This window comes from Salipiger bermudensis, assembly GCF_019801965.1.
Taxonomy (GTDB): Bacteria; Pseudomonadota; Alphaproteobacteria; order Rhodobacterales; family Rhodobacteraceae; genus Salipiger; species Salipiger bermudensis_A.
The window spans coordinates 629,478-642,669 of sequence record NZ_JAHVIA010000001.1 but is presented as its reverse complement, the minus strand read 5'-3'; the positions used below and the strand labels follow the sequence as shown (position 1 = coordinate 642,669).

The window sequence follows — 13,192 nt, the reverse complement described above, 5'->3', positions numbered from 1 at the left end:
GAGAGGGCGACCCCCTCGCGCCATTTGACAGATCAGGGGAAGCCCGGCGCCGTCCTGATGGCGCCGACCTCGATGCCGGCGCGGTTGTGGATCGGCGGGCAGAGGAAGCGCTGCACCTCGGGATCCGCCGCATCGAGCACGCCGAGCTGCACCAGCAGCGCCGCCACCGCGCAATCGGCGGCGCGGGTGGCACCGTCGGTGATCTTCAGTGCCAGCCCGAGGCCACGCTGCGGCAGGATGGCGACGAAGTAGCCCTCGGCCCCGGTCTTGATCGCCACCGGCTCCTTGGCAGCGCGCATCAGGTGGGTGCAGGCCCGGCCCTTGCCCGCGACATGCTCCGGGAAGGCGATCATCGCCTCGACCAACTGCGCCGCAGCCTTGCTGAGCGCGTCCGAGCGTTTGCCGGCGCTGGCATACCACGCCATCGCCCGCGCCATGCCCTCCATCGTGGTGGCGAAGTTGGGCGCCGAGCAGCCGTCGATGCCGTAGCCGGGGCTCTCCATCCCGGTCACCGTCTCGAACAGCTCGCGGACCTCGCGCTGCACCTGGTGGTCGGGGTCGCAATACTCTGCCCCGCCGCCGAGATGCTTGTTGAGGGTCAGGAAGCCCGCGTGCTTGCCCGAGCAGTTGTTATGCGCCTGGCAGGGGCATTTGCCCTCGCGGATCATCTGCAGCTTCAGTTCCTTGTCGCGCGAGACCTCGGGGCCGCAGCGCAGGTCGTCATCGCCGAGCCCGAGCTCGGCCAACCATGCGTTGACCGCCTCCACATGCAGCGGCGCGCCCTGGTGCGAGGCGCAGGCCAGCGCCAGCTGTTCGGTCTTCAGGCCGAACGCCTCTGCCGCTCCGGAGGCCACCAGCGGCAGCGCCTGGATCATCTTGGCCGAGCTGCGCGGCAGGATCACCTTGCCGGGATCGCCCCAGGCCTGAACGATCTGGCCGCTGTCGTCGCAGATCACCGCGTGACCTGAATGGGAGCTTTCGGCCAGCGGGCCGCGGTGGATCTCGACCATGAGTTCGGGCGCGTTCGGCATGCTCGGGTCCTTCACAACTAAGCGATATCTTGCCAACAGGGGGTTTATGGCGGCAGCTTTTTCAGTCTATCTTCGCGGCGTCGAGTAGAAAATCGGAAGCGCGCGCGATTGGGCCGAAACTGGCCGGGCGCCGACCGCGCGATTGAGGCACAAGACAGCTGGAGGCTGCACGGTATGAAGTCAATTCTCGGTGGAGTTCTGGGCGGCGCCCTGCTGGCGCTGACCACCACGGCGGCGCTCGCTCAGGAAGAGAGCCAGAACCGGGTCAACGCCATGACCGACTGGTCCGTGTTCGAGGGTAGCGACCCGCGCGAATGCTGGGCCGTCACCACCTACAAGGAAAGCGTGAACACCAAGGATGGCCGCGTCGTCTCGGTGCGCCGCGGAGACATTCTCCTGATGGTGTTCTACCGCCCCGAGGGCGGCGTGAACGGGCAGGTGGCCTTCACCGGCGGCTATCCCTTCGCGCCCGGCTCCACGGTCGGGGTGAACATCGGCGGCTCCGAGTTCGAGCTCTACGTCGATGGCGAATGGGCCTGGCCGGCCACCTCGGAAGATGACAGCCAGATCATCGCCGCGATGAAGCGCGGAGCCGACGCGGTGCTGACCGCGCGCTCGGCCCGCGGCACCCAGACCAAGGACACCTTCTCGCTGCTGGGCTTCACCGCCGCGGTCGAAGACGCCGAGAAGCGCTGCGCCAACTGATCTGGTGGCAGACAGACCATGACAAAGCCCCTCGCAGCGCGCTGCGGGGGGCTTTTCCATGCGGGTCTCGCGGCGGGATCAGAATTCCAGCGACGACAGCATCGGCATCATCAGCGAGAACAGCTCGGCCTGCGAGGAGATCTCGCACTTGCGGTAGAGCTGCTTGCGAAACACCTTCACGGTCTGCGGGCTGATCTCGAGCCGCATGGCGATCGAGGCCGAGCTGTGGCCCTTGAGAATCAGTAGCGCGATCTCGGCCTGTCGTCCGGTCAGTGCCACGCCGTGCTCCTGCTCCATGCGTTTCTGCAGCGCTTCGGTCACCGCGGAATCCCTGAAATCCCCGGTCGAGCGCAGCCCGGACCAGTGCCGCGCCGCCAGCGCGCAGGCGATGGGCGCGATCTGCTCGGCGCGCTCCATGTCGCGCGAGGAAAATACCCGTCCCGAGCTGGCATCGCGCCCGAGGCAGACATGCACCGACACGCCCTCGGAGGGGTAGGCGACATAGGCCACCTCGTCGATCAGCGTGGTGCGGCGGTAATAGGCCGAGAAATATTCGTTGCGGGTGAACTGGTCGGGCGCGATGTCGCGCATCCGGTAGAGCCCCTCCGCTGCCCGCTCGATGTGCAGCGCGTGGAACGGATCGAGCAGATAAGCTCCTGTCAGGTAGTCATCCTCGAGCTTTTCGTGGACACGCTTTTCCTGTGCATGGGAAAACAGAAGCTCGGGCGGCCGGTTCTGGAAATACGCCAGCATGGTGGTGTTGTCGATCTCGTAGCAGCGCATCAGCCACTGGAAGAACAGGCTGGCGAACGCCTCGGTCTCGAGCGCCGAGATGGCCCGCCCGAGGAAGTTCTCCGTCATGTTCGGCAGTTTGCGCATCATACCTCTCTAGGGGTATATACCCCCCGAATGTCCTGCGCCTAGGGTATACCCATCATAACGGGTGGTATAGCCCGAAACAGGGACAACAGCCGCAGGGGGTGGTTCGGCATCGTGACCGGAACCGTGATCAATATCGACCGCGTGGTGAAACGCTTCGGCACCTTCACCGCGCTTCACGAGGTGTCGCTCGACATCGCCGAGAATGAATTCTTCACGCTGCTCGGGCCGTCGGGCTGCGGCAAGACCACGCTGCTGCGCTGTATCGCCGGGTTCGAGCCGGTGAGCGGCGGGCAGATCCGCCTGCATGGCGAGGACATCGCGCCGCTGCCGCCGTTCAAGCGCCCGGTCAACACGGTGTTCCAGCATTACGCTCTGTTCCCGCACATGACGGTGCTCGAGAACGTGATGTTCGGGCTGCAGCGGCTGGGCTGGTCGGTGGTCGATGCCGAGGGCCGCGCCAAGCAGGCGCTTGAGCTGGTGCACCTGTCGCAATTCCTCAAGCGCCGCCCCGGCCAGCTCTCGGGCGGCCAGCAGCAGCGCGTGGCGCTGGCCCGCGCGCTGGCGCCAGAGCCCAAGGTGCTGCTGCTCGACGAGCCGCTCTCGGCGCTCGACCTGAAGCTGCGGCAGGCGGTTCGAATGGAGCTCAAGCAGATCCAGCGCGAGACCGGCATCGCCTTCGTCTTCGTCACCCACGATCAGGAAGAGGCGCTGACCATGTCCGACCGCATCGCGGTGATGTCGGACGGGCACGTGCAGCAGATCGGCGCGCCGCGCGAGATCTACGAGGCTCCGGCCAACCGCTTCGTGGCGGATTTCATCGGCGAGACCAACCTGATCGAGGTGCCGGTTCTGGGCATCAGCGATGGCATGGCCGAGGTCTCTCTCCCCGGCGGTGGCACCCTGCGCTGCCCGACGCCTCTCAGCCGCGCGGTGGGGCAGGGGATCCTGTCGCTGCGCCCCGAGCGCATCGATCTCTGCCCCGCCTCCGAGGCCGACCTCACGGTGATCGCCACCGATCAGGTCTATCTCGGCACCGACATCCAGCTCAAGGCACAGCTCGAGGGCGGTCAGGAAATGACCATCCGCCTGCAAAACGCCGAGGCCACGCGGCTGCCCGAGCGCGGCACGCAGGTGGGCTTGAGACTGGAAGCAGGCGCCGCCCGCCTGCTCTCGGCCTGATGGCGGCGATGGCGCCGGGCGGCGCATCCTCCTCGGAAATCTACAAGGGCAACGCAAGCAGATTGCTGTTGCCGACATGGGTGGTCATCGGGGTCTTCCTGTTGGTCCCGGTTGCCCTGATGGCCACCTATTCTTTCCTCACCAAGGAATTCCGCGGCGGCGTGATCTGGGAGTTCTCGCTCGCCGCCTATGACCAGTTCTTCCTCGATCGCGGCCTGTTCGGCGACGAGCCGCCGAAGATCGAGTGGACCTATATCACCATCTTCTGGCGCTCGATCTGGCAGGCCGGGCTGGCGACCATCCTCTGCCTGCTCATCGGCTTCCCGACCGCGTGGTTCATCGCCACGCGCGACGCGCGCATGCGCACCGTTTGGCTGCTGGTGGTCACCGTGCCTTACTGGGTCAACCTGCTGATCCGCACCGTCTCGATGAAGTTCCTGATCCGTGACGAGGGCCCGCTCAACGCCATGCTGCTCTGGAGCGGGCTGATCGACCAGCCTCTGGGGCTGATCAACACCAACCTCGCGGTGCAGCTGGGCCTGTTCTACTCGTACCTGCCGTTCATGGTGCTGCCGATCTATGCCGCGGTCGAGCGCTACGATTTCGCGCTCTCCGAGGCGGCTGCGGATCTCTATGCCGGGCGCTGGACGACCCTGCGGCTGGTGATCCTGCCGGTGGTCAAGCCGGGCATCATCGCGGGCTGCATCCTGGTCTTCGTGCCCTCGCTCGGCGCCTTCCTCGCCCCCGACCTGCTGGGCGGTGCCAAGAGCTTCATGATCGGCTCGCTGATCGAGGAGCAGTTCAAGGGCGCGGCGGGAAACTGGCCCTTCGGGGCGGCGGCGGCGATGATCCTGATGACCATCGTGATGATCGTGCTGCTGGTCTACGCGCGCTCGCAGACCCGGGAGGCCAAGGCATGAAGCAGCTTGACCTGCGCCGCTTCCCCGGCTTCTTCGCGATCACGCTGCTCTGCGTCGTGGTGCTCTACGCGCCGCTGATGGTGGTCTCGGTCTACAGCTTCAACGCCTCGACCTCGATCACCAACTGGGGCGGTTTCTCGCTCGACTGGTATGTCGATGTCTTCACCGGGCCCGAGTCGCCGAAATTCCAGCGCGCGGCGATGAACTCGCTGATCATCGCGGTGCTGGCCGGGCTCTGTGCCACGCTGATCGCCACCTCGGCGGCGGTGGCGATGCACCGCGCCGGGCGCTTCAAGGGCAAGACCGCCACCTTCGCGCTGATCAACCTGCCGCTCATGGTGCCCGAGGTGGTGACCGCCGTCGCGAGCCTGATCTTCTTCACCGCCATCGGCTTCTCGGGTGGCATCGGAACGATCCTGCTGGCCCACATCACCTTCTGCATCCCCTTCGCCTACCTGCCGATCGCGGCACGGATGCAGAGCGTGCCCGACAGCTACGAGCAGGCGGCGATGGATCTCTACGCGACGCCCTGGGAGGCGTTCCGGCTGATCCTGCTGCCGCTGATGATGCCCGGCATCTTCTCGGGCTTCCTGCTCGCCTTCATCATCTCGCTTGACGACTTCCTGATCACCAATTTCGTAAAGGGGGCCGGCGTCGAGACCTTGCCGACCGCCATCTTCGGCGCGGTGAAACAGGGCATCAAGCCCAACATCATGGCGATCTCTACCCTGATGCTCGGCGTCTCGGTGGTGTTCGTCACGCTCTCCTGGCTGATCGGACGCAGCGGCCAGGCCAAAAAACCCTAAAGACCCAAAAAACCATAAAAACCCAACAGCGGAGACACCCCATGAAGAAGATCCTTGCAACCTCCCTGATCGCGCTGGCCGCCGCATCGGCGGCGCAGGCCGAGGGCGAGCTGAAGCTCTACAACTGGTTCGAGTACATGCCGCAGGAGCTGCTCGACAAGTTCACCGAAGAGACCGGCATCACCGTCACCATGGACACCTATGACAGCAACGAGGCGCTGCTAGCCTCGCTGAAGGCGGGCAAGCTGGGCTCCTACGACCTCGCCGTGCCGGGCGATTACATGGTCAAGATCCTCGGCGACGAGGACATGCTGGGCACCTTCACCGCCGAGGAAGTCCCGAACCTCGTCAACATTGAAGACCAGTGGATGGACGTGCCCTTCGACGAGGGCCGCAAGAGCTCGGTGCCCTACCAGTGGGGCTCGACCTCCTTTGCCGTCAACCGCGAGGTGTTCGACGGCGACATCCAGACCACCGGCATCATCTTCGAGCCGCCGGCGGAGCTGAAGGGCAAGATCAACGTGCTCGACACCTCGGGCGAGACGCTGACGCTGGCCTCGATGCATCTCGGCATCCCGCAATGCACCTCGGACCGCGACCAGCTCAAGGCGCTGAATGCGCTGGTCATGGGCGCCAAGGCCGACTGGGCCTCCTTCGGCTCCGACGTGGCCAAGGACGTGCTGGTTTCGGGCGACGCCGCCGCCGGGATGATCTGGTCGGGCTTCGCCGCCAAGGCCCGTGGCGAGGGTGCGCCGATCGAATATGCCTTCCCCAAGGAGGGCGTGATCGTCTGGATGGACAACATCACCCTGCTGAAGGACGCGCCGAACCGCGACAGCGCGCTGGCCTTCATGAACTTCATGCTCGAGCCGGAGAACGCCGCCACGCTGACCAACTACGCGCAGTACTCGGCAGGCGTGAAGGGCGTGGCCGAGTTCCTCGACCCGGAGGTCGCCAACTCGCCTGAATCGAACCCGCCGGAAGGCACCACGACCGTCTTCGTCGAGGCCTGCCCGGAAGAGGTCCAGGTGCTCTACGACGCGATCTGGACCAACCTGAAGAAGTAAGCCCGACCGATGAAACTCGCGCTCTATCAGGGCCCCGCGATCAGCGGGGCCACGGAGGAGACGTTTGCCTGCGTCTCCACCCAGCTCACCGCCGCCGCCGCCGCAGGGGCCGACATGCTGGTCATGCCCGAGCTGTTCCTGCCGGGCTACAACCAGCCCGCTTTCCACGCCTCGCTGTCGCAGCCGCGCGGCGGTGCGTGGGAGACCCGGCTCGCCGAGATGGCCCGCGCCGCTGGCTGCGGCCTGACCATCGGCTGGGCCGAGCGCGAGGGAGAGACGGTCTACAATGCCGCCACGGCCTTCGGGCCGGACGGCGCGGTGCTGGGCCATTACCGCAAGATCCAGCTCTTCGGGCCGATGGAGCAGGCCTCCTTTGCGCCCGGAGACGGCTATTGCACCTTCGAGCTCGGCGGCCACAAGGCCGCCCTGCTGATCTGCTACGACGTGGAGTTCGCGCCGCATGTGCGGGCGCTGGCCGAGCAGGGCGTCAGCCTGGTTCTGGTCCCGACCGCCAACGCCGTGGGCTTCGACCACGTGCAGCGCGCCACCGTGCCGGGCCGCGCCGCCGAGCTCGGCATCACCATCGTCTACGCCAATTACTGCGGCACCGAGGCCGGGCTGCCCTTCGGAGGCCTGTCGCTGATCGCCGACCCGCTGGGCCAGCCGATGGTCTCCGCCGGGCGCGGCGAGGCGCTTCTGGTCGCCGACCTGAGCGTCAACGACGACCTGCCCAGGCCCTCGCTTTCCACCCAACTCGCTGATTACCGGGAGCTCTGATCATGACCCTCGATCTGCCCAAGACCACCGACGACATCCTCACCGAGGATGTCCACCTGGTGCAGTCCTTCGCCGACCTGAACGCGCTCAAGCAGGATGGCGCGCGCACCGCCATCGTCGGCGCCGAGGGCACCATGGTCACCGACAGCGAGGGCAACGAGCTGATCGACGGCATCGGCGGGCTGTGGTGCGTCAACGTCGGCCACAAGCGGCGCGAGATCATCGAGGCGATCAACCAGCAGCTCGAGACGCTGGATTTCTACTCGACCTTCTACAGTTTCACCCACCCGAGCGCCGCGGCGCTGGCCGCCAAACTCGCCGAGCTGGCGCCGGGTTCGCTCAACAAAGTGCATTTCGGCAATTCCGGCTCGGTCGCCAATGACAGCGCGGTGCGCATCCTGCACCACTACTACAAGCGCCTCGGGCAGCCCTCGAAGCGCAAGGTGCTGAGCCGCCACGGCGCCTATCACGGCTCCACCCACCTCGCCATCGCCATGACGACGCCGGAATATTCCGATGGCTGGCACAAGGCCGAGGGCATCGTGCACCACCTGCGCAAGCCGCATTACTGGCGCGAGGGCGACGGCATGACCGAGGCCGAGTTCACCGACGCCCTGCTCGACGACATGAAGACCGAGATCGAGAGCATCGGCGCCGAGAACATCGCCTGCTTCATCGGAGAGCCGATCATGGGCGCGGGCGGCGTCATCGTGCCGCCGGAGGGCTACCATGCGCGCGTCGCCGATCTCTGCCGCGACTACGAGATCAAGGTGATCTCCGACGAGGTGGTGACGGCCTTCGGGCGCCTCGGGCATTTCTTCGCCTCGAAGGACGTGTTCGGCTTCCAGCCCGACATCATCACCACCGCAAAGGGGCTGACCTCGGGCTATCAGCCGCTCTCGGCGACGATCCTGTCCGACGAGATCCACGAGGTGATCTCGGGCCCCGGCGGCATGTTCCTGCACGGCATGACCTATTCCGGCCACCCCGCCGCCTCTGCCGCCGGCCTCGCCAACATCGCGCTGATGGAGCGCGACGAGATCCCGCAGACCGCGCGGACCACCGGCAAGCTCTTCGAGACCACCCTCAAGGGGCTCGCCGATCTCGACATCGTCGGCGAGGTGCGCGGTAGCCACTTCATGATCGGCATCGAGTTCGTGAAGGACAAGACAAGCAAGGAGATCTTCGACCCGGCGATCAATATCGGCCTCAAGGTGGCGCAGAAGTGCCAGCAGAAGGGACTCATCGCGCGCCCGCTCGGGCATATCCTGATCCTGTCGCCGACGCTGATCCTGTCGCCCGAGCAGATCGCCACCATCGGTGGCATCCTGCGCGAGAGCATCACCGAGGTGATGGCCGAGCTGTGACCTGCGGGCCGGGCCTTAGGATTTTCCTAAGCCGCGCTTCGGAAGGCTCTTCTTTCGTCGCGGCTATCGCTCTGACAAGCTGACCAGACCGCGCCGCTCCGGCTCAAGATCGGGGCGGCGCGGGCCGTTTTGGCCGGCTTTCGGGGCGCCCGAACACACGGCAGACTTGACCGGGCGCGGACAAGCGTGGACGAAAAGAGGGCTCGACCCGGCGGCGGGTGGTTCCGCCCCGGCGCGAGCTGCAGGGAAGCACGACGATGAACATCCACGACCCCGCAGCGGAGCTCCGCGCCAATGTCGCGACGCCCTTCGAGGCGGCGCAGGCGATGCCGGTCTCGGTCTATACCAGCGAGGATTTCCTCGCGCTCGAGCAGGAGCATGTCTTCGCCAGGAGCTGGCTCTGCGCCGGCCGCGCCGACGCGCTGAAGGCGCCGGGCGATTACCTGACGATGGAGATCGCCGGCGAGCCGGTGATCGTGCTGCGCGACCGCGACGGCGGCTTGCGCGCGATGTCGAATGTCTGCCGGCACCGCATGTCGATCCTGCTGGAAGGGCGCGGCAACGTGCGCGCCATCACCTGCCCCTACCACGCCTGGACCTACAATCTCGACGGCAGCCTGCGCGGCGCGCCGGCGATGGAGATGAACCGGAGCTTCTGCAAGTCCGACAACGCCCTGCCGGCGGTCCGCTGCGTCGACTGGAAGGGCTGGATCATGGTCACACTCGACCCCGACCTGCCCGAGCCGCACGAGACGCTGAAAGAGATGGACGACCTCGTCGGCTACCTGCCGATGGAAGACTATGTGGAGGTGTTCCGCGAGGAGCATCGCTGGAACACCAACTGGAAGATCCTCGCCGAGAACTTCATGGAGAGCTACCACCTGCCAATGTGCCACGGTGGCACCATCGGCGGCGCGGTGGACCTGAAGAAGATGACCTGCCCCGAGGGCTATCCCGGCTTCAATTTCCACCACATCCTGAAGGATGACAGCATCGCGCTGTCGATTGCCCACAAAGACAATACCGAGCTGCAGGGCGAGGACCGCTACCGGACATGGCTGCTCTCGGTCTACCCTTCGCTGATGATCACGCTGACGCCGGGCTACTTCTGGTATCTCAGCCTGACGCCCGACGGGCCGGGCCACGTCAAGATCATCTATGGCGGCGGGCTGCACCCCGATTTCGCAGCCGATGCCGAGGCGCCGCAGCATTTCGAGACCCTCAAGGGCCTGCTCGATCACGTCAACGACGAGGACAAGGGATGCACCGAGCGGGTCTGGAGGGGCATGCAGTCGCGCCACGCGGTGCCCGGCGCGCTGTCGCATCTGGAGCGGCCGAACTACGAGTTCGCCACCTGGATTGCGCGCAAGATCCCGACCTGAGCCAGGTCGGCAGAAGACCAAGGAGAATTCATGACTTTTTCCCTCGTGGCGCGCTGCGCCGAGACCGGCCAGTTCGGGGTGGCGATCTCGTCCTCCTCGCCGGCGGTGGCGGCGCGCTGCGCCTATGCCCTGGCGGGCGTCGGCGCGGTGGCCTCGCAGAATGTCACCGATCCGCGCCTCGGGCCGCAGGCGCTTGAGCTGATGGCGCAGGGCGCGGGCGCTGCCGAGGCGGTCAAGGCGCTGCAGGAAGGCGCCGCGCACATGGCCTACCGACAGGTGCTGGCGGTCGACGCGCAGGGCGGCACGGCGATCCATTCCGGGCCGAATTCGCTCGGTATCTGGACCCAGGCCGAGGGGCAGGACGTTGCCGCAGGCGGCAACCTCTTGGCCAATGACGGCGTCCCGCAGGCCATGGTCGCGGGTTTCGAGGCCGCCACCGGTGCGCTGGGTGACCGGCTGATCGCGGCGATGCGCGCCGGCGTCGCGGCGGGCGGCGAGGCCGGGCCGGTGCATTCGGCGGGCATGCTGATCGTCGACCGCGAGAGCTGGCCCTTTGCCGAGCTGCGCTGCGACTGGATCGACGAGGGCTGCCCGATCGAGGCCATCGCCCGCGCCTGGGAGGTCTACCAGCCGCAGGCGGCGGATTACGTCACCCGCGCGCTCGACCCTTCCGCCGCGCCCTCCTACGGCGTGCCGGGAGACGAATGATGCGCGTGCTTGAATTGCTCGATCGCCTGATCGCCTTCCCGACCGTCTCGTCGGAGAGCAACCTCGCGCTGATCGACTGGGCAGAGGCCCATCTCGAAGCCTGCGGCTTCGCCGTCACGCGCGTGCCCTCGCCCTGTGGCGAGAAGGCGGGGCTGATCGCCAATCGCGGCGGCGCGGGAGGCGTGGTGCTCTCGGGCCATACCGATGTCGTCCCCGCCGCAGGTCAGGCCTGGACCCGCGATCCCTTCAAGCTCACGCGCGAGGGCGACAGGCTCTTCGGGCGCGGCACCACCGACATGAAGGGCTTCGTCGCCTGCGCTCTGGCGCTGGCCGAGCAGCCCGCGGAGGGGCAGGGGCCGCTCTCGCTGGTGCTCTCGTGGGACGAGGAGGTCGGCTGCCGCGGCATCCCGCACATGATCCCGCATCTCGAAGCGGCGCTGGGGCCGCAGGCGCTTTGCGTGGTGGGCGAGCCGACCTCGCTCGTGATGGCCACCGGCCACAAGGGCAAGGCCGCCTATCGCGCGGTCAGCCACGGCGAGGCCGGGCATTCGGCGATGGCGCCGCAGTTCCGCAACGCGCTGCACGGGGCCTGCGATCTTGTCGCCAATCTCCGGGCGGAGCAGGCGCGGCTGATGAAGGATGGTGCGCAGGATGCGGGTTATGACGTGCCCTGCTCGACGCTTCACGTGGGCAAGATGCAGGGCGGCACCGCGCTCAACATCGTCCCCGATCGCGCGACGGTCGACTGGGAGATCCGCCACCTCGCGGCCGAAACCCCGGACGAGATCGTCCCGCGCGTCATGGCCGGGCTGGAGCATATCGCGCTGGAACAGGTCTTCGCCTATCCGGGCCTCGATACCGATCCCGATCTGCCGGCGCTGAAGACGCTGCGCGGACTCGCGCGCGGGCTCGGCAAGGTCTCCTACGGCACCGAGGCGGGGGTCTTCGAGCCGACCGGCATCCCCACCGTGGTCTGCGGCCCCGGCGACATGGCACAGGGCCACCAGCCCGACGAGTTCATCGAACTCGATCAGCTCGCTGGCTGCATGGAGATGCTCGAAGCGCTGGTGGCGCGAGCCTGATCGGGGGCGGGGGTCAGACCCGGCGGGCGCGCAGCGCCACCACCTGGCGCATGGTCTCGGAAGGCGGCACGGTGCGGAAGATATCGCCCAGCATGGCGATGTCGGCGCGCAGCCCGTCGATCCAGCCGCCGCGCTTGGCGTGCTTGTAGGGGCTCTCGACCTCGGGCCAGCGCACGATGGCGATGTGCAGCCCCTCGGCCAGCCAGAGCCGGTTGATGAACACCTCGAGTCCGAAGCGCGGCAGATTGAGCAGCGCCTCGGTCTGGTCCGCCAGCAGGCGGCGCGGCATCACCCGCTCGCCGGAGATGTAGTCGATGCCGATCAGTCGCCAGATCAGCGGCGCGTTGCGGCGCAGGCTGATCGTGGCCTCGGCGCGTTGCTCCAGCACCGGCGAGATCAGGGCGCTGAGATGCTCCGGCCCGAGCCCCAGAAGATCGCTGTCGAGCAGCAGGACGTGGCTGCCGCGCGCCTCGGCGATGCCGCGGGTGACGGCGCGGGTCTTGCCGCCGTTGCGCGGCTGACGCACCACCCGCAGCCCGGGCGCGCCGCCTCCATGCGCCTCCGCCGCCTCGGCGGTGCCGTCGGAGGAGCCGTCATCGATCACGATGACCTCGTCGATCAGCGGATGGCCCAGCACCGCATCGAGCACAGCGCCGATGCGCGGGGCCTCGTTATAGGCCGGAATGATGCAGGAGATGGACAGCGCGCGGGTCATTTCTGTGTCGTCCTCTTGAGAAACCAGGCGATGGCGCCCAGCACCAGAACGCCCAGGAGCAGCAAAGAGATCCGTGCGATCCAGTCGTCGATGCGGGAATAGGCGGCGCCGAAGGCGTAGCCGATGGCGACGAAGAACAGGCTCTTGGGAATGGTGGCGAGCAGGTTGACCCAGAGAAAGCGCAGCAGCGGCATCTTCGCCAGCCCGGCGGCGACCAGCACCGCGGCGCCAGCGGAGTGGGTGAGCTTGCCCACCACCAGCGTGCGCCCGCCATGGCTCTCGAAATGCCCGGCCACCTGCGCCAGACGCGCCCGGCTCAGGCCCATGCGGTAACGCCAGCGCAGCGGTAGGCGGTGGAGGCCCCAGCGCCCGAGCGCGTAGAACATCAGGTCTCCGAACAGGTCGGCGAGGATCACCACCAGGCTGACGCTCCAGACATCGAGCAGGCCACGGCTGGCCAGCCACGCCGCGATCACCGTGACGATCGGGCCCTCGAGCACCGCGATCGGTGCGAGCAGGACCAGCCCGTTCTTGGCGAGCAGGGCGGTGACGGTTTCCAGACCGAACAAGG

At 67.1% G+C, this 13,192-nt stretch carries 14 protein-coding genes; 10 read left to right on the top strand and 4 right to left on the bottom strand.

Annotated elements, in window-relative coordinates; translation table 11 throughout:
* Positions 1-32: 32 nt before the first annotated feature.
* Positions 33-1,031 carry an asparaginase gene (locus KUV62_RS03085; protein WP_222602200.1) on the bottom strand — a complete coding sequence of 333 codons (999 nt, stop codon included), beginning with the start codon at positions 1,029-1,031 and terminating at the stop codon, positions 33-35.
* 174 nt (positions 1,032-1,205) lie between these two features.
* Between KUV62_RS03085 and KUV62_RS03080 the strand changes: the two genes are divergently transcribed.
* On the top strand, positions 1,206-1,736 hold the full coding sequence (locus tag KUV62_RS03080; protein WP_222602199.1) for an invasion associated locus B family protein: 531 nt from the start codon (positions 1,206-1,208) through the stop codon (positions 1,734-1,736).
* A 78-nt stretch (positions 1,737-1,814) separates the two neighbouring features.
* Here the strand turns inward: KUV62_RS03080 and KUV62_RS03075 are convergent, their stop codons facing one another.
* Positions 1,815-2,615 carry a helix-turn-helix transcriptional regulator gene (locus KUV62_RS03075; protein WP_261395242.1) on the bottom strand — a complete coding sequence of 267 codons (801 nt, stop codon included), beginning with the start codon at positions 2,613-2,615 and terminating at the stop codon, positions 1,815-1,817.
* Between the two features lie 114 nt (positions 2,616-2,729).
* On the opposite strand from KUV62_RS03075, the gene KUV62_RS03070 reads away from it, so the two are divergent.
* From KUV62_RS03070 to argE, 9 genes are all read left to right on the top strand, one after another.
* Complete coding sequence (locus KUV62_RS03070) at positions 2,730-3,797, top strand: ABC transporter ATP-binding protein (RefSeq protein ID WP_222602197.1); 1,068 nt, start codon at positions 2,730-2,732, stop codon at positions 3,795-3,797.
* Positions 3,797-4,717, top strand: coding sequence for an ABC transporter permease (locus KUV62_RS03065; protein WP_222602196.1), 921 nt, complete (start codon positions 3,797-3,799; stop codon positions 4,715-4,717). Before KUV62_RS03070 ends, KUV62_RS03065 begins: the two co-directional genes overlap by 1 nt.
* Complete coding sequence (locus KUV62_RS03060; protein ID WP_222602195.1) at positions 4,714-5,523, top strand: ABC transporter permease; 810 nt, start codon at positions 4,714-4,716, stop codon at positions 5,521-5,523. The genes KUV62_RS03065 and KUV62_RS03060 overlap by 4 nt, the downstream gene beginning before the upstream one ends.
* A 41-nt stretch (positions 5,524-5,564) precedes the next feature.
* A complete protein-coding gene (locus tag KUV62_RS03055; protein WP_222602194.1) occupies positions 5,565-6,590 on the top strand; it encodes an extracellular solute-binding protein in 1,026 nt (341 codons plus the stop codon).
* A 9-nt stretch (positions 6,591-6,599) separates the two neighbouring features.
* Entirely contained in the window at positions 6,600-7,367 is a 768-nt protein-coding gene (locus KUV62_RS03050; protein ID WP_222602193.1) for a carbon-nitrogen hydrolase family protein, read from the top strand.
* Positions 7,368-7,369: 2 nt separating this feature from the next.
* A complete protein-coding gene (locus KUV62_RS03045; RefSeq protein ID WP_222602192.1) occupies positions 7,370-8,734 on the top strand; it encodes an aminotransferase class III-fold pyridoxal phosphate-dependent enzyme in 1,365 nt (454 codons plus the stop codon).
* A gap of 257 nt (positions 8,735-8,991) precedes the next feature.
* A complete protein-coding gene (locus tag KUV62_RS03040; protein WP_222602191.1) occupies positions 8,992-10,116 on the top strand; it encodes an aromatic ring-hydroxylating oxygenase subunit alpha in 1,125 nt (374 codons plus the stop codon).
* A 30-nt stretch (positions 10,117-10,146) separates the two neighbouring features.
* On the top strand, positions 10,147-10,824 hold the full coding sequence (locus KUV62_RS03035) for a DUF1028 domain-containing protein (RefSeq protein ID WP_222602190.1): 678 nt from the start codon (positions 10,147-10,149) through the stop codon (positions 10,822-10,824).
* Positions 10,824-11,906, top strand: coding sequence for an acetylornithine deacetylase (gene argE / locus KUV62_RS03030; protein WP_222602189.1), 1,083 nt, complete (start codon positions 10,824-10,826; stop codon positions 11,904-11,906). The genes KUV62_RS03035 and argE overlap by 1 nt, the downstream gene beginning before the upstream one ends.
* A 13-nt stretch (positions 11,907-11,919) precedes the next feature.
* On the opposite strand, the gene KUV62_RS03025 is transcribed toward argE, so the two are convergent.
* Together KUV62_RS03025 and KUV62_RS03020 are read right to left on the bottom strand one after the other, a co-directional pair.
* Entirely contained in the window at positions 11,920-12,621 is a 702-nt protein-coding gene (locus KUV62_RS03025; protein ID WP_222602188.1) for a glycosyltransferase family 2 protein, read from the bottom strand.
* Entirely contained in the window at positions 12,618-13,190 is a 573-nt protein-coding gene (locus tag KUV62_RS03020; protein ID WP_222602187.1) for a DedA family protein, read from the bottom strand. The genes KUV62_RS03025 and KUV62_RS03020 overlap by 4 nt, the downstream gene beginning before the upstream one ends.
* Between the last annotated feature and the right edge of the window lie 2 nt (positions 13,191-13,192).